Consider the following 22,941-nt stretch of genomic DNA (forward strand, 5'->3'; position numbering starts at 1 on the left):
AGTTCGGTCCCAACCGTTGGGGTTTAAAGCAATCCAGCGACGTCCGGATGGGAAGTGACCTCGTGCGCCGAGACATCTTCGAGCCCGAGCACGACGACTTCCGCGCCACCGCGCGTTCGTTCTACGAGACCGTCTGCGTTCCGCACACCGAAGAGTGGGAACACCGCGGCTACGTCGATCGGGAAGCGTGGATCGAGGCAGGCAAACTAGGACTGATCGGCTGGGAACTCCCGGAGAACTACGGCGGGTCGGGGATCAAGGACTTCCGCTTCAACGCCATCATGACCGAGGAGTTCCACGCCACCGGCGCCGTCGGCATCGGTCTGGGCGTGCAAAACGACATCGTCGCCGGCTACATGGACAACCTCGCGACCGATGAACAGCAGGCGCGCTGGCTGCCCGGGTACATCACCGGCGAGCTGATCAGCGCGATCGCCATGAGCGAACCCGGCGCAGGATCCGACCTCGCCAACATCGCCACCTCCGCTCGCCGCGACGGCACGGACTTCATCCTCAACGGCTCCAAGACGTTCATCTCGAACGGCCTGCTCGCGGACCTGATAATCGTGGTGTGCCGGACGGACCCCGAGGCAGCGTCACCGCACAAGGGCATCAGTCTGCTCATGGTCGAGGCCGGAATGGACGGCTTCAGCCGTGGGCGCACATTGGACAAGATCGGACAGAAGTCCGCGGACACCGCCGAGCTTCACTTCGACGAAGTACGCGTTCCCGCAAGCAATCTCATAGGTGAGCTCAATCGTGGTTTCTATCACCTGATGGCAAACCTTCCCGCCGAACGGCTCGGCATCGCGATTCACGCGGCGGCTCAAGCGCGGCGCGCTCTGGACCTCGCGACCGAATATGCGAAGACCCGAAAGGCCTTCGGCCAGCCCATCGGCACGTTTCAGGTCAATCGGCATGCGCTCGCTCAGATGTTCACCGAGATGGACGTCATACAGACCTACGTCGACAAAGGCATCATGGCCGTCAACGCAGGGGAACTCACCGCGGACGAGGCGGCCGGAGCGAAGTGGTGGACAACCGAGGCGCAGTGGCGCATCGTCGATCGTTGCCTGCAACTTCACGGTGGCTACGGCTACGTCAATGAATACGAGATAGCGCGGTTGTGGCGAGACGCACGGGTACAGCGCATCTACGGCGGCACCAACGAAATCATGCTCGACATCGTTGGTCGCGGCATGGGGTTCTAGGCAAGGCGTGCACGGGTCGACGATCGCGAACCCGACAAAGTGGCTGACAAGAGGCGAGGCAAACCACCTCCGCTGACCGAGCAGGAGATCTCCGGCGCCGTTGGCCTCGACGCGCGATCCATGCGCCGCTTGCGTGAACTCGGTCGATCCGAGAGGGCGCCATATCGGTAAGTCACCGACAGTTGAGACAGCACACCTAAACCTCGAAGTACCGGAGGCGGCGCGCTCGGTCAGGCTGAACAAAGGATGGGGACATGAATCCCGACGTCCCCATCGCCTCTGCAATCTGTGGCCGGGGCGTCGCGATGTGTTGGCCGGTGCTGCGGAGGTCAGGTCGCGCAATCACCCACGAGGCGCAATAGAACCGTCGATCGCTCGCGCGCGACGCTCGGCCGCCATCTGGGGACCAGCACCCTTCCACCACGGTCACCCGCGCTCATCAATGACGAACACCGTGGTGGGACCTAAAGCGATCGCCATCGTCGGACAAGGGAGCTATGACCAAGCCCACGGCGACGCCGACCTCAACTGGTGATTCTCACTTTCGTGTCCAATTGGACTCGTGTGAGCTTGATCGCCAAGTTCGTGAATCGCGACAAAGCAGTTGGTGGGCAACGGTAATCGCCTTGGTCGGACCGTTGTTGTGCGTGCCGAGGATCGGGTCCGCTTCGCCGCCTCACGGGTCTTCATGCTCGCATCCGGGTTTCGACCACCGCGGCCGTTGGCCATCACCGCAGCCAATGTCCGTGTGGCCGTCGGCAAACGATATCCGCGACCTTCGACGCGACCCTGGGAGCCTGCCGAGATCCTGTGAAAACCCAACGGGCGGCGCGTCATCCAGCGGCATGCAAGGCCGGGAGGGCTACCGTGGCCCCGTGCAAGATCCGTGCAGGTACACACCAACGGATTCCGTGACCCGACGGAATCTTCTGCGGTTTGCGGCGACGGCCCCCGCCGTTCTCGGCTTGAGCTCCCTGGCCGGAGCCGTGGCCGCACCGAACGCCGCGGCCGCAGCGGGTATCGCCGGGATGATCGTCTTCCTCGATCCTGGCCACAACGGCGCCAACGACGCCTCGATCAATCGTCAGGTCCCCACTGGCCGCGGCGGCACCAAGGAATGCCAGACCACTGGCACGACCACCGCCGGCGGCTTTCCCGAGCACACCTTCAATTGGGATGTGGTGCTACAGCTTCGGGCTGCTCTTGACCAGCTCGGGGTGCGGACCGCGATGTCACGGGGCAACGACAACGCCCTCGGGCCCTGCGTCGACGAGCGCGCCGCGATGGCCGACGCACTGAATCCCGACGCCATCGTCAGCATTCACGCCGACGGCGGACCGCCGGGGGGTCACGGATTTCACGTCAACTACTCGAACCCGCCATTGAACGACGCTCAGTCCGGGCCCGCAGTGCAATTGGCCACCATGATGCGCGATCAACTGGTCGCCGCAGGCCTCACGCCCTCGACGTACATGGGGTCCAATGGCCTCTGCGGGCGCGCGGATCTGGCTGGCCTCAACCTGGCACGGCATCCGTCCATCCTGGTCGAGATGGGCAACATGAAGAACGCCAACGACGCCGCGCAGATGGAGAGCGCGGGCGGCAGAGCCGCGTACGCCGCTGCCGCCGCGCGGGGAATCACCAGCTACCTGAGCCACGAGGCCGGGGTGGCATAGCGCCTCAATGGTGGGCGTGGTCGCCGACGGCGCTCGGTCGATCCGTTCCGGCTGCCTTCGATGCCGGACGTACCCGGCGTTCGACGACCCAGACGACCAGCCACACCGTGCAGGCGATCGTGATGATGAGGAAGCTCGGCGGCAGGTTGAACATCGCCGACACCCCAACGCCAAGCCACACCGATATCACGCTGATCACGGTGGAGACCAACATCGCCGCTGGCGGCTTCGGCGTGAGCATGATCGCGGTCGCCGCAGGGGTGACGACGAGCGCGAAGAGCAGCAGGGTGCCCACCGCCTGGACCGCCATGGTGACGGCGAGGCCGAGTAGCGCCATGAAGATCATCGACAGCAGGCGCACCGGCAAGCCCTTGGCCTCCGCGACTTCCACGTTGACCGAGGTGTACAGCAGCGGCCGGTAGATGAAGCCAATGCTGGCCGCCAGCACCAGCAATAGCACCGCGAACGTGATCAGCTGCTCGTGGGAGATCGCGAGCAGGTTCCCGAACAAGACGTTCGTCATGGTGCTCGAACTCCTGGTCGCCAGCGAGTTGAAGAACAGCCCGAAGCCCGTCGCCAGCGCCAGGATGGTTCCCGTGGCCACTTCGCGATCGGCGCGGCGAGTGCCAAGCACGCCGATGACGAGCGCCCCGCCGACACAGAACACTCCGAGCCCGAGCGCGACCGGCACTCCGAGTAGGACGGCGCCGGTGGCACCGGGTAACCCGATGTGCGCCAATGCATGTGCGGCGAATGCGGTGTTTCGGACGATGACGAAGTAGCCGATCAGACCGGCAGCGAGCGCGACGATCGTTCCGCCGATGAGCGCATTGCCCATGAACGGCGACGTGAGGATCTGCCACCAATTGTGTTGGTAGCCCATGGCTACGACCTGCGTCGTCATCCGGAGCTGCGCATGTAGAGCCCGCCCTGCGGTGTGCGGATCACCTGGATCTGGGTGCCGTACAGATGGCTGAGCAGGCTTTCGTCCACCACGTCGTCGAGGACGTCGAAGTGTGCGTGCCCGTCCAGCAGATAGATCGCGCTGCTCAATACGCCCAGGAGAGGGTTCAGGTCATGGGCGACGACCAGGATGGTCACGCCGAGATCCTCGTGGAGACGATCGAGCAACTGGACGATCTCGCGCTGATTGCGCAGATCCAAGGATGCCAGCGGTTCGTCGAGAATGAGCATCTTCGGGCGGGCGACGAGCGCCTCGGCGATCGCGACGCGTTGGCGCTGCCCACCGGATAGTTCCGAGAGTCGCCGACGGGCGAACGCACCGGCGCCAACGGCGTCGAGGACCTCGGCAACCCTGCGTCGGTCTTCGCGGCTGGTGCGGCCGAATGCCCACCGGGTTCCGTTGAGGCCCAGCAGGATTGCGTCACACACCCGGATGGCCTCACCCGACGCGGACGCGTAGTTCTGCGGCACGTAACCGATGGACGCGTTGACCTCGCCTGGCGGCTTCCCGAGCACCTTGACACTGCCCGAGGCCGCAGGGAGCAATCCCAGGATCACCTGCAGCAGGCTGGTCTTGCCAGATCCGTTCGATCCGATGATCGCGACGATGCCGCCTGCGGGCACCTCGAAGGTCCCCTCGGACCAGATCAGCCTCCCGCCGCGCACCACGCTGACGTCCTCGAGCGCGAGTGCCGGTGCGGCGGCTTCGTGATCAGACAGGGACACCAAGCGCCTTTGCCAATGCGTTGAGTTGGGCGACCTGCCACGCCTCGAACGAAGTCGTTCCCGGCGGCACCGTCTCGGTCACCTCGACGACGGGTACCCCTGCCGCCTCGGCGGCCGAGCGGATCTGCTCGGGTACCGAGCCCTCGGTCTGGGTGTTGTAGATCAGCACGTTGATCTGGTGATCGGCAAGGGCGCGACGGAAGGCGTCCAGATCGGCAGGCGACGGGTCGCTCTCGTTGGCCGACGCAGTCTGGTATCCCGGCGGCGTCTTGTCCGCCAGCCCGACGGCTGCAGCCGTGTAGTCGAATACCGTCTCGGTGGCTGCGTAGGTCTTACCCGATGCACCGGCCTTGATGGCACTGACCAGCTTGTCGTAGGGCTCCAAGCTCGTCGTGAACGCCTTGCGCTGGTCGGCGAAGTAGCTCTTGGCGTCGGGTGCCAGCTTGTCGAGTTCGGCCGTGACGGCATCGGCGACGGCGTCAACCGCCGGCGGGCTGTACCAGAGGTGCGGGTTGGAGCCCGCCGCCGTCTTGGTGACCACGCCCGCGTCGACCACTGGTGCGTTCGGCGCCGAGGTCGCCGCGAACTTTGACGCCCACGGGTCGTAGTCCGCGCCGTTGACGACGACGAGCTGGGAACTCGCGAAGGTCGCGGCGTCAGCGGGCGACGGCTCGAAGTCGTGGGGGTCGACCGATGAACTGGCCAGGACCGTCGTCACCTTGGCGCACTCGCCGCCGAGGGCAGAGACGATGTCGCCCCACTGGTCGACGCTGACGACGACGTTGACCGGTGTGGTGGGGCATGCTCCGCCCGACGCGGCGCTGGTCGACGTCGCGGCAATGGTGGTTCCGCTGTCATTCGACGAGCATGCGGCCAATCCAACGGGAACTGCAAGCGCGAACACGGCGGCGGCGAGAGCGCGGCGGCGGGACGAAGTCATACGATAACGATAACCGTTACCAACTGCATGGTGCGAGCGGGTCCCGCTGGCGCCCCTTCACTGCGGCTCGGTGAGCTCCAGCTGCACTTCGATGAGCCAGTCCGAGCGATCGTCGTCGTTGGTCTCCAGATAGATCTCGCGCCACCGGCCTGACTCGATACTCGCGGCCAGTCCCCGCGCCTCCGCCCACCGGCCGACCGCCTGGTGCGCCTCGGCCGCCCCATCGATGGCACCGCGACGCACCACCGACGCCACGGCGGCACCGGCGAGCGCGAACGTCTCGAGTCCCGGCACGTCGCCGGTGGGTGCGAGATAGCCGGCGCAGATGCGCACGGCACCATCGGTGCAGTCACGCCACGAGATCGGCGATGCGCGGTCGGCACCTGCTGCCTCCACGAGCTCGATGACTCGTTCGAACAGCGCCTCGACGTCCTGCGTGTCCTCGTCCGCGGGCACGGTGACGTGCAGGCCCACGACGCGTTGTGGCACGACCTGCTTGACTTCGACGTCGGTGACGGGCACGGGTGTCTCGCTCTCGATGAGTCGCATCCGTCCACGCACCCGATCCAGGGTCTGCCGGTCGTGAAGTATGCGTTTCTCCAATTCGGCTGCCCGACAACGGAGCATCTCACGCAGCTGGTCCACTTCGACCCCGTCGGTCAACAGCTCGCCGACCTGTTCGAGTGAGAACCCGAGGTCCTTCAGAGCGACGAGCCGGTTCAGCCGGGGCAGCTGGGCGGCCTCGTAGGCGCGGTGCCCGGTCGTCGGATCCACGCGTGACGGCACGAACAACCCGATGCGGTCGTAGTGCCTGAGCATCCGGACCGTCACGCCGCCCAGTTGGGCGAACGCTCCGATGGTGTACATGGTCTCCACCATGTCCCATGACACCGTGTCAGGTGCAAGCCCACCATGGATCAGACTGGCTACGTGCCTGATTCCGTGGGTTCGCATCCCCAGTACGATGTATTCGCCGACGAGTTCCTCGAACACGCAAGGGACGGCTTCTACAACGCCCACTACGACCGCCCGGCCTGCCTGGGGCTTCTCGGAGACGTGGCAGGACGCACCGTGTTGGACGCGGCCTGCGGTCCCGGTCTGTACGCCGAGGAGCTGACGGCCCGCGGCGCATCGGTGATCGGCTTCGACCAAAGCCCGCGGATGGCGGAGCTGTCCCGGCAACGAGTGCCCTCTGGCGATTTTCGCGCACATGATCTGGCCGACCCGCTGCACTGGCTGGCCGACGACTCGGTCGATCTGGTCCTGTTCGCACTGGCGCTGGAGTACGTGGACGACGGGACGGCGGCGCTGCGTGAGTTACGGCGGGTGCTGCGGCCCGACGGGGCGATCGTCTTGTCGCGGCAGCATCCGACGGGCGACTGGCTGCGCCACGGCGGCAGCTATTTCGACGTTCGGGTCATCGACGAGGTGTGGAGCCGGGGGTGGCGGGTGCGGTACTGGCTTGCGCCGCTTGAGCGGACGTGTGAAGAGCTGCACGAGGCGGGGTTCCTCATCGAGCGGTTGCTCGAGCCGCGCCCAACCGAGGGCGCAGCCGAGATCGATCGCGAAGCCTACGAGCGGCTGACCCGCGAGCCGACGGGCTTCCTCGCCATCAGGGCCGTGCCGGACCCGCGACGTCAGTGAAGGCGCGAAGGCTCAGCGGAATAACTTCAGTCGACTCCTGTTACTGCTGTGCGACCCCGAAGGAGTTTCTGTGCCTGTTTCTCTGATCAATCCGGACGGACACGTTCGAATCCCGTTGTACCACCACGTCGCAGTCGCGACGGGTAGCAAGCAAGTCCACATCGCGGGTCAGGTCTCATGGGACGCGGACGGCAATTTGGTGGCGCCAGGAGACCTGGCGGGCCAAGTCGCCCAGGTCTACCGCAACGTCGCCAAATCGCTCGAGGCGGCGGGAGCAACCTTCAGTGACGTCGTCCGAATGACCTGGTATGCCGTGGACTGGGAAAAGTCGAAGATGGAGGCGTTCACTGCCGGTGTCGACCAGGCGGCACGCGAGTTCGAGCTCTCGACGCCGCCGGTTGCTCTGATCGGTGTGAGCATCCTCTACGAACCCGGCATCCTCGTCGAGGCCGAAGTCACCGCGGTGATCGCCTAGGCTTCAGTCGGCGACCCGGAAGTTGACCCACGACGTCGCCGCTCACCGACTCCGCCGATCTCAGACCGTCACGACCACGATGCCTGCGTCGGCGAAGGGGCGGAGCTGCGCGTCGGTAGCAGTGGAATCGGTGACCACGGTGACGCTGGGAGGCAGGGGCGCCCAAGCGTGAAACGGCCGGCGCCCTAGCTTCGCGGCGTGCGCGAGGACGTACACCGCGCTACCACGCTCCATCATGAGCTCCTTGAGCCGCGTCTGTTCCAGCTCGGCCTCGCATATCCCGCGATCCGCGGTCACGGCATCGGCGCCGAGGAACGCGCGGTCGAAGGACACCCTGGCGAGCGCGGATTCGGTCAGCGGCCCGACGAAGCCCTGACTCAGGTGTCGCAGCGTTCCCCCGAGGCATTCGACCCGCACCGTGTCGGCGTCGGCGAGCGCTTCGAGAGCGGTGAGCCCCGCCGTGATGACCGTGAGCCGTTCCGTCTCGCGCAGAAACTCTCCCATCGCACCGACGGTGGTGCCGGCGTCGAGCAGGATTGTCTCACCCGGAAGGACTTGGGTCGCTGCCCATTTCGCGATCGCCCGCTTGGCGTCGAAGCCTTCGAGGGTGCGCTGCCGGATCGACGGCTCGGGATGAGCGTTGAGGGCGATGGCGCCGCCGTAGGTTCGCGCCAACAATCCTTCGGTGGTCAGTTGCCCAAGGTCGCGGCGGATCGTCGACGGAGTCACACCGAATATCACCGACAGTTCTTCGACACTCGCGAGGCCGCTGGTCTTGGCCAGTCGGACGATCTCGGAACGTCGCGCCTGTGACTGTCGGACCGCCATCCGCCTCTCCTAGACTGTGGCCGTGCTGGTGGCCAGTTCCGCTGCCTGCCGGAGGGCCTCAATCATGCTACCGGGCTCAGCAATGCCCTTACCTGCGATATCGAACGCGGTTCCGTGATCGACGGAGGTGCGGATGACGGGCAGGCCAACCGTGATGTTGACTCCCGCCTCGAGTCCGAGCACCTTGACCGGACCATGCCCCTGATCGTGGTACATCGCGACGATGAGGTCGTAATCTCCGCGGCCGGCGAGGAAGAACGCGGTGTCGGCAGGCAAGGGTCCGTGCACGTCGATTCCTTCCGCCCGCAGCAGTTCGACGGCGGGAACGATCTTCTGATCCTCCTCGCCATAGCCGAAAAGTCCGTTCTCGCCGGCATGCGGGTTGATACCGCACACGCCGATCTTCGGGTGTGCGTTACCCGATCGCACTAGCGCGTCGTGCCCGCGGCGGATGGTCCGCTCGACGAGGCCGGGTTCGATCTTGGCGACGGCGTCTAGCAGCCCGATGTGGGTTGTCACGTGGATGACCTTGAGCGTCGGCGACGACAACATCATCGACACCTCTTCGGTACCGGTCAGGTGCGCGAGCAGCTCGGTGTGGCCGGGAAAGATGTGTCCGGCGGCATGCAGTGCTTCCTTGTTCAGCGGAGCAGTGCAGATCGCCTGCACGTCGCCCGCCACTGCCAGCTCGCCTGCGACGCGGATGTATTCGTAGGCCGCGTGGCCCGCGACGGCGGACAGTTCGCCCCACGCGAGATCTTCGGGAAGCAGAGCGAGATCGATGACATTGATCCGCCCTGGGGTGAACTCGGCGTCGGAAATCCGTTCTACGGTAACGATCTGCGGCTGCAGGCCCAACGCACCGGCGGCCAGGCGCAAACGCGACGCGTCGCCGATGACGACGGGGCGGCACCATCCGGCGACGCGCGGATCGAGCATCGCGGGCACGATGACCTCTGGCCCGATACCGGCACCGTCACCCATCGTCACGGCAACGTACGGAAGGTGTTTCGTCATGGGATGGCCCTCACTGTTGTTGGAGCGTAAGTAGGCAGCGATCGTCGCGAGCGAGCGATCGTCGCCGAAACTGCCAGGGCGGGTCACCACGAGGCGACCGTCGGACGTGACGCACGCGATGGCCCCTTGATGGATTTCGGCGATCGGTTCCATGCGGTCGACGCCGAGTCGGTCGAGCACGGTCCTGGCCGTCTCACCGCCGGTCAGCACCAGATTGGTGGAGTCATCGATGATCCCGGCGGCGACGCCGGCGAGGGCGTGCACCAGGCGGTGTGCGTTCTCGGGGGTGACCGGGCCATCGATGGCGATGGCCACTGCGTCGTGCACGTCAGGCTTGGCGGCGCGCCCGGCGAGCAGGTCCGCGGAATCGATGCGTACGACGGCGGTCCCGTCGGTTTCGAGGTGCCGCAGCTGAGCCTCCACACCGGAGTCGGCGGTGCCGACCACCATCACCGTGCGCGACGAGATGGCGACCGCCCGCGCCCCTGAACGGGGCGGCAGCGTCCGCGCAACGGCGGCGGTCAATGCGCCCGTTCCGATCAGGATCGTGTCCGGAGTCGCTTGGGCGACAACGCCGTCCAGGTCGGCGTCGGAGGTGATGTCGACGATCCGGACTCCCCGCGCGGCCCCCGCGGCGTCACTTATGCTGCGAGGTGCCGGGGTGCTCTCCGCTGCCCACAGGCCACTCTGGTCCAACGGAACTCCGTCGACCAATACCACTCCCCCGACCACGGTGCGTCCCAGCGTGGGATTACCTGCGGCGATGACGACGGGGCGCCCGGTGTGCGCCGCGGCACGGACGGTGGCCTCGACGGAACCGCGCAGCAGCGAATCGATCTTGATGACCACTCGTGCGTCGGCGGCGATCGAAAGCGCTTGCGCCACAGCCTTCTCCGCGTCGGCGACCGACAGCCGGCGGGTATGCAGGTCGACCACCGTCACTGGCCGGTTCGAGACCCCGGCATGCAGGAGTACCTCGACGCCGACTCCGCGCCCCATGAATCCGGCGGCGGCTTCTGCTGCGCCGGACACGTCGTCAGCGAGAACCCACACCGTGCGCTGGTCGCCTCCGATGGATTCCGTTCCCGTCACGTAGGTCTCACCTGGCTTGATTGCGTGTTTTGTGCGCTAACACTATCAGTGTTGCGTGTTCTGCGCATCAATTCACTGCGACGCACATTCACAGCGAGGTCCCCGCGCACTGCACCAAAGCCTGACCAGTGATGCTGCGGGCGGCCGGGCTCAACAGAAACGCCACCGTGCCTGCGATCTCCTCGGGCTCGATGAACCGGCCGAACGGGGGTACTCGGGGCGGGGTCGCGCTGCGGGCCGGGTCGGTCAGCATCGGCGTTGCGGTGGGTCCTGGGGCCACCACGTTGACGGTGACAGCTCTTTCGACCAGCTCGAGGGCCCATGATCGGGCCATGGCGAGCTGGGCGGCCTTCGTCGCGGTGTACTGGCTCTTGCGTGCCGCACCGGTCATGGTCCTCGACCCGACCAGCACGATGCGTCCGCCGTCCACGACGTCACCGATCAGTGCATTGACCAGTTCCTCGGCGGCCCCGACGTGTACCGCCCACATCGCCTGGCCGTCCGCGGACCACAGCTCACCCAGTCGCGCCGATCGCTGCAGGCCTGCGGCGTGCACGATCGCATCGATGCAACCGAGTCCCGCTACGGCAGAATGGATGCCGGGCAGGTCGCTCAGGTCGCATTCCCGCCAGCAGAACCCCACTTGCTCGAAATCCGGTTTGCGTCTGGACAATCCGATCACCGACCAGCCGTCGTCGAGCAGTCGCGCGACGATTGCCGCGCCGATGCCGGAGCTGACGCCGGTCACGACTGCTCGCCGCGCGGAGATGGGGTCGTGTCGCGGCGTCACGAGGTCGGGCCGTCGCGTACCCAGGTTGGCTCGACGCGCACGTATTCGATGGCCTGGCGGAACCGGGTGAAGGCGATGTGCAGCACTTCGTCGGCCGAACCGGTGATGCTCGGGTAGGAGAATTCGCGGTTGAGTCCGTCGCGGGAGTTGTTGGTGATGCAGTATCCGTCGCCGGTCTCCAGGTCTCGGAGCAGGGGCCAGGTGAGCCCGCCGTCGTGGGAGATGCCCAGCGTCATCGGGGCACGAGGCGCGCCCCAGAAGGCGGACCGGCCGTCACCGTCGTCGATGGGTGTCAGACTCTCCGCGGGGGCGTCCCCTGCCACGCCGTCGTCGTCGATCTCGTCGTAGAGGGAGGTGCGGCGCTCGGTGGCATCGAGGGCACTGGAGTTGTTGAACACCAGCGCAAGTCGGTCGTCGGGAAGGACCACGAACTGGATCGACGAATTGTTGTTCGGCAGTTCGGTGGCCACCGGAGCCGTCCACGTCTCGCCGTCGTCGAGCGACTCGCTCCGGTAGACGTGGTCGGCCCACCGGCTCCGATACAGCGCGACCAAGGTTCCGTCCGAGAGTCGGCCGATGTTCATGTGGACACATCCGATGCTGTCGGGGACCACCACCTCGCGCCAGGTCTGGCCGTCGTCGGAGATCATCACGCCGCTGTAGTCGCGGTCGCCGACCCATTTGCGGCCGGGAACACGCACGCAATGGAACACCGGGAGCAGCAGTCGACCGGACGGCAACACGGTGATGGGCTGGCGGACGAAGATCCCGCCGGCATCGGTTTCCGGAATCAACACGTGCGTCGGGCCCCAACTGTGGCCGCCGTCCTCGGAGATCCGCCGGAGCACGCGGGCGGTGTCCTGGTTGCCGGCATGCTGCGAGGTCCACAGCAGCCACACCGACCCATCGTCGACGACGTGCAGGACGGGATTCTGTTCCGAGCGGCTCGGGTCGTCGGAGAGCTGCACCGGTGCCGACCATTGGCCTGACCCCGGCGCCAGGGTCGAGAACCAGACACTGATGTCCGGGACGCCCTCCTGGGTGCCAGCAAACCACACACAGCCGAGTGAATCATCCGGCAGGACAGCGAGGTTCGCTGCGTGATTCTGTACCTGAGGCGCGGGCAACAGAGCATCCGATCGACCACCATCGTCGTTGGGCCGCACGACGCCGTCGGCCGATCCGAGAATGGTGGCGGTTCGAGCGGTCATCGGCACTCCGTATCCGTGGAGGTGGGCAGCGTCATGCACCCAGGGTGGCGGCGCTCAGGTCGTAGGAGTTGGTGGGGCGCAACCCGACATCGCCGAAGCGCTCGCGGCGGGCCAGGACAACCTTCGGGACGAACGACCACATCATCGGGCAGGTATCCCAGATCATCCGCTGGGCATCAGCCAACAGGACTGCCCGCCGCGCGGGATCGGTGTCTTCGGAGGCGCGGGTGATGACATCGGTGATCTCGGGGAAGACATAGCCGTGGTACGTGTCGCGGGTGGCTTCCTTGGCAGCGGTGCCCGCATACATGCCCTGCATGATGGTGATGCCCAGCCCGGTGGGTCCCGGGAATCCGTTGCCCAGCACATCCCAGTCGCCGGCCTTGCCCTGGCGCCAGGTCGAGATATCCCCGCCGGGCTCGAACTGCTGAAGCTTCGGGCGTACGCCCACCGCGGACAGCATCTGGACCACGGCTTCCATGATGTCGGTATCAGCGACGAATTCCCCGCTCTCCCAGATGATCTTGAGGTCGAGATTGCGGACTCCCAGCGCGTCCAGTTCAGCCCGGGCACGAACCGGATCGTAGACGTACTCGCCGGTCTCGATCGCGCCGGTGAGAGTCATGGGGATGACTCCCTTGGACGCGGTAGCCGAGCCTTGCATCACCTCGTCGATCAACGACTTGCCGTCGATCGCGAAGCTCAAGGCGCGCCGTACCCGCTTGTCGGCGAGCGGATGGCCAGGCGGTTTGCGGAAGTTGTAGAAGAGCTGGTTGAGGCGCACACCGTCGACGCGATCGATGGTGACCCCCGACAGCCCGTCGAGTTGGTCGGCGGAATCCGGTGACACGGAGTCGACAACGTCGATCTGGCCACTGCGCAGTGCCACTACGCGGTTGGACTCGTCGGGGACGAATCGGACCTGGACGGAATCGATGTTGGGCGCAGGGCCCCAGTACTTGGGGTTCTTCTCCAGCGTGTAGTCACCCGTTCCGCGATCGCTGGCGGTGACGATGTACGGACCTGAACCGACGCCGGTCTGCAGTTCCTCCGGGCGGTTTTCGGCGGCCGGGGTGATCAGGATGTTCGTCATCAGGTAATCCAGGACCGGAACCGGCCGCTCCGTGTTGAGTGTGAAGCTGGACCCGTCGATCTGGTCGACCGTCGGCCACTCCGGGAAGAACGCGCCAACGAATGAACCGCTGACCTGGCTGTACATCTTCAGCGCGGTGGCGACGTCCTGGACCTGTACCGGCCGGCCGTCGGAGTAGACGATTCCCGGGCGCAGGTGCACGTACCACTGAGTGGGGCTGGTCATGTCGAACTTGTCCGCCAGCACTAGCTGCGGCTTGAGGTGCTGGTCCAGGGTGATCAACGATTGACGCACGGCCCGTTGCACGGTGACCGCGGCATCGAACTGGTTGAGCTTGTTGTCGAGGCTGACCACCGAGCGGTTGAGCGCAAGACTGGCCGTCCGGGGTCCCAGTGTCCCAGTCGGGGTAGCGCAGCTCACCAGCGATCCGAGCGAGAGACCGGCACCAAGAGCCAGGCCGGACCGGAACAGCGTTCTTCTCGAAAACTGGTGCTGCAAGGGAGATCTGGTCATCATCGACCTCTCGACGAAGTAGCAACGGCGGAAGCTGGGGTGCCCGATCCGAGGTCCCACAACCCTGCAACTGTGACCACGAGCACAGCCATAGAATACGCAGACATGCATGAAATACGCAATCAGTGACGAAGACTTGCGCGAATCACGCACAAATGGCATTGTGAGCTGGGTTACAGCGACCCCGCGCTCAGCGGCCCCAAATCGGCACACCGGACAGTTGGTGAACAGATGACACAGCAACTCGCGGAACCAGCGAGCCTCGGCCCGCCCCGCACGGCACCCATCGACAACAAGGTGCGCCGGTCTGCCCTGCATGGCTACGTCGGGAAACGGCTCGCGCAGAGTGTGCTCACCGTGTTCCTCACGCTCAGTACAGTTTTCGTACTGATCCGGCTGGCGCCAGGCGATCCCGCGTACTCGATGGCCGGTCCATTGGCCACCAGCGAAGACCTTGCCAAGATCCGTACCGCGATGGGCCTCGATCAATCGATCTTCGTCCAGTACCTGCTTTACCTCAAAGGGCTGCTGCAACTCGACCTCGGAACGTCGTACTCGTTTCAGGCGCCTGCGCTCGACGTGGTGCTGGGCCGGCTGCCCTACACGATCACCCTGGCGATCGCGGCGATCCTGCTCACCACCGTGATCGCCATCCCCCTTGGCACCTGGATGGCGCGCCACGCAGACAGCCGCCGTGAACTAGCGGCCAACGTGGTCACCATCGCCGGACAGTCCATGCCCGACTTCTGGACCGGGTTGATGCTGCTGACCGTCTTCGCCGTGCTCATCCCGGTCCTACCGTCCGCTGGCTTCACCCAATGGTCGTCACTCGTCCTTCCCGCGGTGACCGTGGCCGTGCTCCAGATCGCGCTGATCTCCCGAATGGTCCGACGCGAGATGGTCAGTTCGTTCCTGTCGCCGTACATGACGGTGGCTCGCTCCCGTGGCGCCAGTGAACGCGAACTCACCTGGCGCTACGCCATGCGCAATTCCGCCATTCCCGTCCTCACCGCGCTCGGGACGCGGTTTGCCTCGATGCTCAACGGCGTCGTGGTCGTCGAAGTGGTGTTTGCCTGGCCCGGCGTCGGTTCGTTGGTCGTGCGGGCCCTCGAAACGAGGGACTATCCATTGATCCAGGCCACCGTCCTCGTTACTGCCGTCCTCGCGATCCTCGTGCAGCTGCTCGTCGATCTCTGCTACCCGCTGTTGGACCCGCGGGTACGGCTTGGAAAGGGAACGAACCGATGACCACAGTCACCGACAGCACCGACCGACAGCGCCCCAGCGCAGTCACTGCCAAGGACATCGCCCGCGCCGGGGTCACTCGTCGCGCCCGCGACAGTCGCCTGAAGATCTGGGTGGGCAGCATCTGCGCACTCGCCGTGATTCTGCCCGTCGCCTTCGCCCGGCTACTTCCGCTCCCGTCGCCCGACGCGACCGACTTGGGCAGGCGGCGGCTTCCACCGCTGACCGACGGACATCTCTTCGGCACCGATCAACTCGGTCGCGACCTCTTTGCCCGGGTGCTCTTCGGCGGGCAGGTATCGCTGACCATCGGTGTTCTCGCGATCATCGTGTCCGGGCTCATCGGTCTGACCCTCGGTTCCCTCGCGGGATACCTCGGCGGCTGGGTGGACACGGCGGTCAGCCGCCTGCTCGAAGCGCAGCTCTCTCTTCCGCTGCTGATGATGCTGCTTCTCGTGGTCGCGTTGTTCGGGCCCTCCATTCCGGTCATCACCTTCGTGATCGCCATCGCACAGTGGCCCGAGATCGCCCGCATCACTAGGTCATTGGTCTTGGTGGAGCGTGAAAAGCCCTACATCGCCGCCGCACGCATACTCGGGCTCGGAAAGTTCGCGACGCTTTTCCGCCACGTACTGCCCAATGTCATCAAGGCCGCATCTCTGGTCGTCCTCCTGCTGCTGGCTCAGGCCGTCCTGCTGGAAAGCGCATTGAGCTACCTCGGTGCCGGCCCGCAACGGCCGTTCGCGACATGGGGTCGGATCATCTCCGACGGCCAGGACTACATCACCACCTCCTGGTGGTTGGTCACCCTGCCGGGCCTGGTCATCGTTCTGTTGGTGGTCGGCGTGAATCTGCTCGGCGACGGGCTGCGTGACCGGCCCGCCGGATCAAGCCTGCGAGGGCTGTTGAACAAATTCCGTCCGAACAGAGCTGGAGCGTGACGTGGGAAATCTACTGACAGTCGACGAGCTACAGATCGAGCTCGTCACCGCCACCGGTGTCATCCGGGCCGTCGACGGAGTCTCTTTCTGCATCGACGCCGGCGAGACCGTCACGATCATCGGCGAGTCCGGTTCCGGCAAGTCCACCACCGCCATGGGCATTCTCGGACTGCTGGCTGACGACCTCGCCGTTCTCTCCGGATCCGTTCGGTTCAAGGACTGCCAACTCCTCGGCAACCCGAAGACACTCGCCGAAGTCCGTGGTAAGCACATCGCGCTCATCCCGCAGGATCCGATGACAGCCCTGAGCCCCGTGCACACCATCGGAAGCCAGCTTCGAGAAGCAGTGCGCCACAGCGGGGTACGCGGCAAGTCCGCGGAAACCAGCCGGGCGATCGAGCTGCTCGAGCAGGTACGAATCTCGGATCCGGCCGCTCAACTCGCGAAGTATCCCCATCAACTCTCCGGCGGCATGCTGCAACGCGTGTTGATCGCCAGTGCACTAGCCGCAGGGCCCGAACTGATCATCGCCGACGAGCCCACCAGCGCTCTCGACGTCACCGTGCAGGCCAGCATCCTCGATCTGCTCCTGGAACTGCAGGAACGCACCGGAATCGGAATGCTGGTGATCACCCACGACCTGGGAGTAGCGCGGCTGATGTCCGACCGCATCTATGTAATGCGCAACGGCGCCTTCGTGGAGAACGGTGGCGCCGAGGACCTGGTGCGTCGCCCGCAGAGCGCGTACACCAAGAAGCTGCTCGACGCGATCCCCGTGCTGGGTCCATGGAGTGCGGGCACAGCGAAAGCGGGGGTCCCAGCATGAGCCAGACAGTGTTGTCCGTCGAGGACCTCGTCGTCGAGTATCCGGTACCCACCGGGACGTTCCGAGCCGTCGACTCCGTGAGTTTCAGCGTGAACCGCGGCGCGACGGTGGCCATCGTCGGCGAATCCGGCTGCGGCAAGTCCACCATCGCAAAGTCCATCGTGCGGCTGCTCACTCCCACCTCGGGGCGCATCGTCGTCGACGGCACCGACATCGCCCAACTGTCGGAGAAAGCGCTGCGCCCGTTCCGCTCTCGCGTGCAGATGGTCTTCCAAGACCCCTACGGGTCCCTCGATCCGCACCTCACCGCCGTCGACATCGTCGGCGAGCCGCTTCGGCTGCAGGGGGTGCGCGACAAACGGAAGCGGGCAGAGACGGCTGCGGGACTGATCGACCGAGTCGGGCTGCCGACCACCGCACTGCATCGCCGTCCCGCCGAGTTCTCCGGTGGGCAACGGCAGCGCATCGGCATTGCCCGCGCCCTCGCGAGCGGACCCGAGATCCTGGTCTGCGATGAGGCCACCAGCGCCCTCGACGTGTCCGTGCAAGCTCAGGTGCTCGACCTGCTGCGCGAGATTCAGCATGACACTGGACTGACCTACGTGTTCATCTCGCACAACCTCGGCGTGGTGCGCGAGATCAGCGAGACCGTCGCCGTGATGTCCAAGGGCAAAGTCGTCGAATCGGGTTCCACCGCTGACGTTCTGGCCCATCCGCGCGAGCCGTACACGCAGGCGCTTCGGGCCGCCGCGCTCGATCCGACGTCAATGGTCGGCATCAAGCCCCGTCACCTCACCTCAAGACGCGCCACCGCGCCTCAACCCGCAGGAGCCGCGACGTGACCACGCCCGACCTCTTGTCGCCGATGGTGCTCGGCACCATGACCTTCGGCGATACCGTCGACGCCGACGGTGCAGGCGCGTTACTCGAGGTCGCCCTCGACGCCGGCATCACCCACATCGACACCGCCAACGGGTATGCCGGCGGTGCCGCCGAGAGCATCCTCGCGAAGTTACTGGCCGACAAGCGTGACTCCGTCACCATCGCGACCAAGGCCGGCATGTACACCGGCGACACCGATGGCAACTCCCCGCTCTCTCCGAAGGGTCTGCGGCTCAGCGTGGACGCCAGCCTGTCCCGGCTCGGCACTGACTACGTCGATCTGCTCTACCTTCACCAGCCCGATCGCGCTGCGTCCCTGGATGATACGCTGACGACCGTCGCCGAGTTGGTCGCCGAGGGCAAGATCCGCGCACTTGGCGTCTCGAATTTTGCGGCCTGGCAGATAGGTGAAGTCATTCGCGTCGCCGACCGCGTCGGCGCTCCTCGGCCCATCGTCGCCCAGCAGCTGTACAACCTGCTCGCGCGACGCATCGAAGAAGAATATGCCGAGTACGCGGCCGTCACCGGCCTCACCACGATGGTCTACAACCCGCTCGGTGGCGGGCTGCTCACCGGCAAGCACCAGTTCACCGAGGCGCCAACCGAAGGCCGCTTCGGCGACTCACGGCTCGCCGAGATGTACCGCGAGAGGTACTGGAACACACAGATCTTCGACGCCATCGGCGCCCTGTCCCGCATCGCCGACGACGCCGGACTGCCCATGACCGAACTGGCACTCAGGTGGTTGCGGTCCAAGCCGGCGGCCGGGCCGATCCTGCTCGGCGGATCGAAGACAACTCACCTACAGGCCAACATCGATTCCCTTTCACGTGGACCGTTGTCCGACGACCTCGTCGTGGCCTGCGACGAAGTCGGCACAGCCTTACGGGGCCAGATGCCCGCTTACAACCGATAGGAGCTGTTTTCTCCATGTCCCCCAATGACTTCGCCGCGCGGTTGCGCAATCGGGAGCGGATACTCGGGTACTGGTCTGTGATCGATAGTCCCGTCTCCACCGAGTGGCTGGCCCACATCGGCTGGGACTACATCGCGCTCGACCTCCAGCACGGCCTCATCGGCTACGACGGCATGCTGCGTGGACTCACGGCAATCGACGCTGCGCACGGCCCCGCCGGGATCGTCCGCGTCGAAGCCAACGACATCACTCCCATCGGCCGGGCCCTGGATGCCGGCGCCGTGGGCGTCATCGTCCCGCTCATCGATACCGCGGAGGACGCCGCCCGCGCCGTCTCCGCCGCCCGGTACCCACCCGCCGGCATCCGGTCCTACGGCCCAATGCGGTCGCAGCTGCGGATCGGCCCCACTCCCGCCGATGCCGACCGCGACACCGTCGTCATCGCGATGATCGAAACCCCTCTCGGCCTGGAGAACGTCGAAGCGATCTGCGCCGTACCCGGACTCGACGGCATCTACGTCGGACCCTCTGACCTCAGACTGGCCGTGGGCGGCGCCTCACCCAACGACGTGTCCGTCGACGACGAATTCGAAGCGGCCCTCAGCCGAATCCAGCACGCCGCCGCGACTGCAGGCATCGCCGCAGGCATCCACACTGCGGCAGGCGATATCGCGGCCAAACGCGTGAGCGAGGGCTACACCTTCGCCACCGTTGCCTCCGACCTCACCCACCTCAAGGCGGTGTCCTCCGCGCACCTGAAAGCCGCGCTGGGGAAGTAGCTCAGTGCGGCCCGGCAGTCGGCGAGCCGGCTTCAGTCGGCGACCCGGAAGTTGAACACCGACTCGTCGAACCTGTTGTAGCTCTCGTAGTCCACCAGGTCGTAGAGGTCGCGCCGGTGCTGCATCCGGTCCAGCTCGGAGGTCAGTGATCCCTCCGCCTTGAGGGTATCTAGCGCCCGCTCGGCGGCGCCCATTGCGATGCGCAGCAACGAAACCGGCCAGATCACGACGTTGACGCCGACCTCGCGCAACTGGTCGGTGGTGAACAGCTCGCTCTTGCCGAACTCGGTCATGTTGGCCAGCAGCGGGACATCGACGGCCGAGCGCACTGCAGCGAACTCGTCGAGCGACTCCAACGCCTCGGGGAAGATCGCATCGGCGCCGGCGTCGACGAGCCGCCGCGCACGTTCGATGGTCGCCTCGATGCCATCGACCGCCCGGATGTCGGTGCGCGCGACGATCACCAGATTCGGGTCTCGCCGGGCATCGACCGCCGCGCGGATGCGCTGTGTCGCGGTGGCCTGATCCACGACCTGCTTGCCGTCGAGGTGACCACACCGCTTGGGATTGACTTGATCCTCGATGTGCAGTGCCGCCAGCCCGGAGTCCTCGAGCTCCTGGACGGTGCGCGCCACGTTCATCGGTTCACCGAATCCCGTGTCGGCGTCGGCGAGTGCAGGCAGCTCGGTGACCCGTGCGATCTGGCGGGTACGCGTGGCGACCTCACTCAGCGTGGTCAATCCGATGTCGGGAAGACCGAGGTCGGCGCTCAACACGGCACCAGAGACATAGACGCCGTCAAAGCCGTTTCGTTCGATCAGCTTGGCGGACAACGGGTTGAACGCCCCAGGGAACTGCAACAGGTCGCCCGATTCCAGGCGCCTGCGTAGGTGTGCCCGCTTGTCGGCCGGTGTCGTCGTCGCGTACAGCATGGTTCCCCCGGGTCAGAACAGCCCGGGCCGGCCGGCCGCGGGCAATGCGCCTGGCAGCGCGGTGAAGGTCAACGTCCGCACCTCTTCTGGACCGAGTTCGGGCAGGCGCAGGGCCAGCGCGAGGAAGCGCTCCACTTCCGCCTCGCCAAGCACGGGCGTGGCCAGGCTGCGAAACTTCCGCACGTAGTCATCGCGCCTGAATGGTCGCGCGCCACTGGGATGGGCGTCCGCAACGCTGATTTCGTCGACGACCTGGCGGCCGTCGGCCAGCGTCACCACCACTCGCCCGCCGTAGGATTGGTCAGCACCCGCCGCGTGGTAGCGCTCGGTCCACACCGGATCTTCGACGGTCGAGATCTTCTGCCACAACGCGACGGTGTCCGCACGTGCGGCACGCTCCGGGGTGTAGGAGGCTTCGTGATGCCAGGCCCCGTCCTGAAGTGCCACCGCGAAGATGTACGGCAATGAGTGATCGAGCGTTTCGCGCGACGCGGCGGGGTCGTACTTCTGCGGGTCGGCAGCACCGGAGCCGATGACGAAGTGCGTGTGGTGGGAGGTGTGGATGGCGATGCTCTCCACGCGTTGCGGGTCGCCGATACCGGGGTGCTCGCGAAACAGCTTGCGGGCCAGGTCGATCCACGCCTGCGCCTGATACTCGGCCGAGTGTTCCTTGGTGTAGCTGTCCAGGATCGCACGCTTGGGCTCACCGGGATCCGGTAGCGGAACGTCGTATCGTCCGTCCGGCCCGTCGAGCAGCCAAGCGATGACGCCATCCTCCCCCTCGTAGATCGGGGCCGGGCTGGTCTGCCCGCGCATGGCGCGGTCGACGGACTCGACGGCGACCTTCCCTGCGAAGGCAGGGGCATAGGCCTTCCACGACGAGATCTCACCCTTGCGCGACTGCCGGGTGGCCGTGGTGGTGTGCAGCGCCTGCCCGATCGCTTGGTAGATGACGTCGGCGGGCAGGTCGAGCAGAGTGCCGATGCCTGCTGCCGCGGACGGGCCGAGGTGTGCGACGTGGTCGATCTTGTGTGCGTGCAGGCTGATTGCGCGGACCAGGTCGATCTGCAATTCGTACCCCGTTGCGATGCCGCGCACGATCGCAGGTCCGTCCGCGCCGACGTGTTGAGCGACCGCGACGATGGGCGGGATGTTGTCCCCCGGGTGGGAGTAGTCGGCTGCCAGGAACGTGTCGTGGAAGTCCAACTCCCGCACCGCAACTCCGTTGGCGAAGGCTGCCCACTCCGGGCTGACGTGCGCATTCGCGTCCAGGCCGAAGATGGAAGCGCCTGCGCCTCCCGCACTCGGTGGGTGCGCGACGGCCTGCTCGCGAGCTGCCGAAGGCGCCGCCCGTCCGATCGATGCCGCCGCGACCGCCGCATTGTCGAGGACCCGGTTGACGATCATCTCGGTGACTTCATCGCTCACCTCGACCGGGTCCGCAGCGACCTGAGCCATGGCCCACGCGAGCTGCCCGTCCCTCGGCAGCCCTTCGTCGCTGCGGTGCACCCGCACCAAGTGGTTCCTCATGGGTGGCGTTCTTCCCTTCAGTCAGCGCCGAGACCGGTGTAGCCGTGGCGGAAGTGCTCGAGGCTGTTGTGTAGATGAACGTGGGTGGCGTGCACCGCCAGGCTCGCGTCGTGATTTGCGATCGCCGATGCGATGAGGGCGTGCTCGAGGGCAGAGGCAGCCAGGCGCGCCGGTGATGCGCCGGCCTTTCGGCGCACTCTGGCGATGTGCGTACGCAGCGTTTCGAGGGCGTCGACCAGGTAGGTGTTGCTCGCGGCGGCGTCCACCTCGTGGTCGAAGCGGCGGATCAGGGCGTAGTAGTCGATCACCTGCTGATCGGTCACGTCGGGGTCGAGCAGCGGGCTGTGCCATGTCCGGAACTCGCGGGCGTACTGCGCGAAGACTTCCGGGTCGGCGTGACGTGCGGCGAGCTGGGCGGCTTGCGCCTCCAGGCAGGTCCGCATCTCGAAGAGTGCGTCGATGTCGCCGTCGGAGACGTCGGTGACGACGAGGCCGCGCCCCTGCCCGTCGTCGAGCAGGCCCTCGGCGACGAGACGCCCGAACGCCTCGCGGACCGGGGTGCGCGACACCCCGATGCGCTCGGATTGCTCGACCTCGTAGAGCGTGGTGCCTGGACCGAGCGCACCCTCGACGATCTCCGATCGCAGTTGTTCGTAGGCGCGGGTCGCAGCGCTCGAAACCTTGGATGCCACGGCCTCAGTGTATACATAC

Annotated in this window: 22 protein-coding genes; 10 read left to right on the plus strand and 12 right to left on the minus strand. The window is 66.0% G+C overall.

The annotated features are described in order from the left end of the window. Positions 1 to 62 precede the first annotated feature (62 nt). Together HNP02_RS14095 and HNP02_RS14100 are read left to right on the plus strand one after the other, a co-directional pair. Complete coding sequence (locus tag HNP02_RS14095) at positions 63 to 1,211, plus strand: acyl-CoA dehydrogenase family protein (protein ID WP_309241572.1); 1,149 nt, start codon at positions 63 to 65, stop codon at positions 1,209 to 1,211. 845 nt (positions 1,212 to 2,056) lie between these two features. Continuing rightward, entirely contained in the window at positions 2,057 to 2,887 is an 831-nt protein-coding gene (locus tag HNP02_RS14100; RefSeq protein ID WP_184439351.1) for an Rv3717 family N-acetylmuramoyl-L-alanine amidase, read from the plus strand. Between the two features lie 4 nt (positions 2,888 to 2,891). On the opposite strand, the gene HNP02_RS14105 is transcribed toward HNP02_RS14100, so the two are convergent. From HNP02_RS14105 to HNP02_RS14120, 4 genes are read right to left on the minus strand one after another with little or no spacing between them, the layout of a single operon-like run. Continuing rightward, complete coding sequence (locus HNP02_RS14105) at positions 2,892 to 3,791, minus strand: metal ABC transporter permease (protein ID WP_184439353.1); 900 nt, start codon at positions 3,789 to 3,791, stop codon at positions 2,892 to 2,894. After that, entirely contained in the window at positions 3,788 to 4,570 is a 783-nt protein-coding gene (locus HNP02_RS14110) for an ABC transporter ATP-binding protein (RefSeq protein ID WP_184439871.1), read from the minus strand. The genes HNP02_RS14105 and HNP02_RS14110 overlap by 4 nt, the downstream gene beginning before the upstream one ends. Further along, a complete protein-coding gene (locus HNP02_RS14115; RefSeq protein ID WP_184439355.1) occupies positions 4,563 to 5,516 on the minus strand; it encodes a metal ABC transporter solute-binding protein, Zn/Mn family in 954 nt (317 codons plus the stop codon). Before HNP02_RS14115 ends, HNP02_RS14110 begins: the two co-directional genes overlap by 8 nt. Positions 5,517 to 5,573: 57 nt before the next feature. Then, a complete protein-coding gene (locus tag HNP02_RS14120) occupies positions 5,574 to 6,383 on the minus strand; it encodes a MerR family transcriptional regulator (protein WP_184439357.1) in 810 nt (269 codons plus the stop codon). Between the two features lie 63 nt (positions 6,384 to 6,446). Here HNP02_RS14120 and HNP02_RS14125 point away from each other — a divergent pair, with 63 nt between their 5' ends. Both HNP02_RS14125 and HNP02_RS14130 read left to right on the plus strand, forming a co-directional pair. Then, entirely contained in the window at positions 6,447 to 7,160 is a 714-nt protein-coding gene (locus HNP02_RS14125) for a class I SAM-dependent methyltransferase (protein WP_309241546.1), read from the plus strand. 70 nt (positions 7,161 to 7,230) lie between these two features. Continuing rightward, positions 7,231 to 7,635 carry a RidA family protein gene (locus tag HNP02_RS14130; RefSeq protein ID WP_184439360.1) on the plus strand — a complete coding sequence of 135 codons (405 nt, stop codon included), beginning with the start codon at positions 7,231 to 7,233 and terminating at the stop codon, positions 7,633 to 7,635. A gap of 60 nt (positions 7,636 to 7,695) precedes the next feature. Here the strand turns inward: HNP02_RS14130 and HNP02_RS14135 are convergent, their stop codons facing one another. From HNP02_RS14135 to HNP02_RS14155, 5 genes are all read right to left on the minus strand, one after another. Beyond that, positions 7,696 to 8,463 (minus strand): DeoR/GlpR family DNA-binding transcription regulator, encoded by a 768-nt coding sequence (locus HNP02_RS14135; protein ID WP_184439361.1) that lies wholly within the window; start codon positions 8,461 to 8,463, stop codon positions 7,696 to 7,698. A gap of 9 nt (positions 8,464 to 8,472) precedes the next feature. Continuing rightward, entirely contained in the window at positions 8,473 to 10,572 is a 2,100-nt protein-coding gene (pdxA, locus tag HNP02_RS14140) for a 4-hydroxythreonine-4-phosphate dehydrogenase PdxA (RefSeq protein WP_309241547.1), read from the minus strand. Positions 10,573 to 10,660: 88 nt separating this feature from the next. Continuing rightward, on the minus strand, positions 10,661 to 11,320 hold the full coding sequence (locus HNP02_RS14145; protein ID WP_309241548.1) for an SDR family oxidoreductase: 660 nt from the start codon (positions 11,318 to 11,320) through the stop codon (positions 10,661 to 10,663). A gap of 38 nt (positions 11,321 to 11,358) precedes the next feature. Further along, a complete protein-coding gene (locus HNP02_RS14150) occupies positions 11,359 to 12,573 on the minus strand; it encodes an exo-alpha-sialidase (RefSeq protein ID WP_184439363.1) in 1,215 nt (404 codons plus the stop codon). A 31-nt stretch (positions 12,574 to 12,604) separates the two neighbouring features. Then, on the minus strand, positions 12,605 to 14,182 hold the full coding sequence (locus HNP02_RS14155; RefSeq protein ID WP_255506509.1) for an ABC transporter substrate-binding protein: 1,578 nt from the start codon (positions 14,180 to 14,182) through the stop codon (positions 12,605 to 12,607). A 309-nt stretch (positions 14,183 to 14,491) separates the two neighbouring features. Here HNP02_RS14155 and HNP02_RS14160 point away from each other — a divergent pair, with 309 nt between their 5' ends. Genes HNP02_RS14160 through HNP02_RS14185 form a run of 6 tightly spaced genes read left to right on the plus strand, consistent with a single transcriptional unit; the run spans position 14,492 to position 19,768 of the window. Next, positions 14,492 to 15,427: an ABC transporter permease gene (locus HNP02_RS14160; RefSeq protein ID WP_184439875.1), complete on the plus strand. Its 936-nt coding sequence runs from the start codon at positions 14,492 to 14,494 to the stop codon at positions 15,425 to 15,427. Further along, the gene (locus tag HNP02_RS14165) at positions 15,424 to 16,365 is read left to right on the plus strand and encodes an ABC transporter permease (protein ID WP_184439367.1); all 942 of its coding nucleotides are present in this window, start codon (positions 15,424 to 15,426) and stop codon (positions 16,363 to 16,365) included. Before HNP02_RS14160 ends, HNP02_RS14165 begins: the two co-directional genes overlap by 4 nt. A gap of 1 nt (position 16,366) precedes the next feature. After that, complete coding sequence (locus HNP02_RS14170; protein ID WP_184439369.1) at positions 16,367 to 17,191, plus strand: ABC transporter ATP-binding protein; 825 nt, start codon at positions 16,367 to 16,369, stop codon at positions 17,189 to 17,191. After that, a complete protein-coding gene (locus HNP02_RS14175; protein ID WP_184439371.1) occupies positions 17,188 to 18,033 on the plus strand; it encodes an ATP-binding cassette domain-containing protein in 846 nt (281 codons plus the stop codon). The genes HNP02_RS14170 and HNP02_RS14175 overlap by 4 nt, the downstream gene beginning before the upstream one ends. Beyond that, the gene (locus tag HNP02_RS14180; protein ID WP_309241550.1) at positions 18,030 to 18,989 is read left to right on the plus strand and encodes an aldo/keto reductase; all 960 of its coding nucleotides are present in this window, start codon (positions 18,030 to 18,032) and stop codon (positions 18,987 to 18,989) included. The genes HNP02_RS14175 and HNP02_RS14180 overlap by 4 nt, the downstream gene beginning before the upstream one ends. Positions 18,990 to 19,003: 14 nt before the next feature. Next, positions 19,004 to 19,768, plus strand: coding sequence for an HpcH/HpaI aldolase/citrate lyase family protein (locus HNP02_RS14185; RefSeq protein WP_184439373.1), 765 nt, complete (start codon positions 19,004 to 19,006; stop codon positions 19,766 to 19,768). Between the two features lie 32 nt (positions 19,769 to 19,800). Here the strand turns inward: HNP02_RS14185 and prpB are convergent, their stop codons facing one another. From prpB to HNP02_RS14200, 3 genes are read right to left on the minus strand one after another with little or no spacing between them, the layout of a single operon-like run. Further along, the gene (gene prpB, locus HNP02_RS14190; RefSeq protein WP_184439375.1) at positions 19,801 to 20,700 is read right to left on the minus strand and encodes a methylisocitrate lyase; all 900 of its coding nucleotides are present in this window, start codon (positions 20,698 to 20,700) and stop codon (positions 19,801 to 19,803) included. A gap of 12 nt (positions 20,701 to 20,712) precedes the next feature. Further along, positions 20,713 to 22,230 carry an MmgE/PrpD family protein gene (locus HNP02_RS14195; RefSeq protein ID WP_184439377.1) on the minus strand — a complete coding sequence of 506 codons (1,518 nt, stop codon included), beginning with the start codon at positions 22,228 to 22,230 and terminating at the stop codon, positions 20,713 to 20,715. 17 nt (positions 22,231 to 22,247) lie between these two features. Beyond that, on the minus strand, positions 22,248 to 22,922 hold the full coding sequence (locus HNP02_RS14200) for a GntR family transcriptional regulator (protein WP_184439379.1): 675 nt from the start codon (positions 22,920 to 22,922) through the stop codon (positions 22,248 to 22,250). Between the last annotated feature and the right edge of the window lie 19 nt (positions 22,923 to 22,941).

The organism is Mycobacterium sp. AZCC_0083, from assembly GCF_014202335.1.
Taxonomy (GTDB): Bacteria; Actinomycetota; Actinomycetes; order Mycobacteriales; family Mycobacteriaceae; genus Mycobacterium.

Coding starts and splice junctions, on each gene's coding strand:
- HNP02_RS14105 (WP_184439353.1), bottom strand. CDS start 3,791: ATGACGACGCAGGTCGTAGCCATGGGCTACCAACACAATTGGTGGCAG.
- HNP02_RS14195 (WP_184439377.1), bottom strand. CDS start 22,230: ATGAGGAACCACTTGGTGCGGGTGCACCGCAGCGACGAAGGGCTGCCG.
- HNP02_RS14165 (WP_184439367.1), top strand. CDS start 15,424: ATGACCACAGTCACCGACAGCACCGACCGACAGCGCCCCAGCGCAGTC.
- HNP02_RS14150 (WP_184439363.1), bottom strand. CDS start 12,573: ATGACCGCTCGAACCGCCACCATTCTCGGATCGGCCGACGGCGTCGTG.
- HNP02_RS14185 (WP_184439373.1), top strand. CDS start 19,004: ATGTCCCCCAATGACTTCGCCGCGCGGTTGCGCAATCGGGAGCGGATA.
- HNP02_RS14175 (WP_184439371.1), top strand. CDS start 17,188: ATGAGCCAGACAGTGTTGTCCGTCGAGGACCTCGTCGTCGAGTATCCG.
- prpB (WP_184439375.1), bottom strand. CDS start 20,700: ATGCTGTACGCGACGACGACACCGGCCGACAAGCGGGCACACCTACGC.
- HNP02_RS14100 (WP_184439351.1), top strand. CDS start 2,057: ATGCAAGGCCGGGAGGGCTACCGTGGCCCCGTGCAAGATCCGTGCAGG.
- HNP02_RS14155 (WP_255506509.1), bottom strand. CDS start 14,182: ATGATGACCAGATCTCCCTTGCAGCACCAGTTTTCGAGAAGAACGCTG.
- HNP02_RS14120 (WP_184439357.1), bottom strand. CDS start 6,383: ATGTACACCATCGGAGCGTTCGCCCAACTGGGCGGCGTGACGGTCCGG.
- HNP02_RS14115 (WP_184439355.1), bottom strand. CDS start 5,516: ATGACTTCGTCCCGCCGCCGCGCTCTCGCCGCCGCCGTGTTCGCGCTT.
- HNP02_RS14135 (WP_184439361.1), bottom strand. CDS start 8,463: ATGGCGGTCCGACAGTCACAGGCGCGACGTTCCGAGATCGTCCGACTG.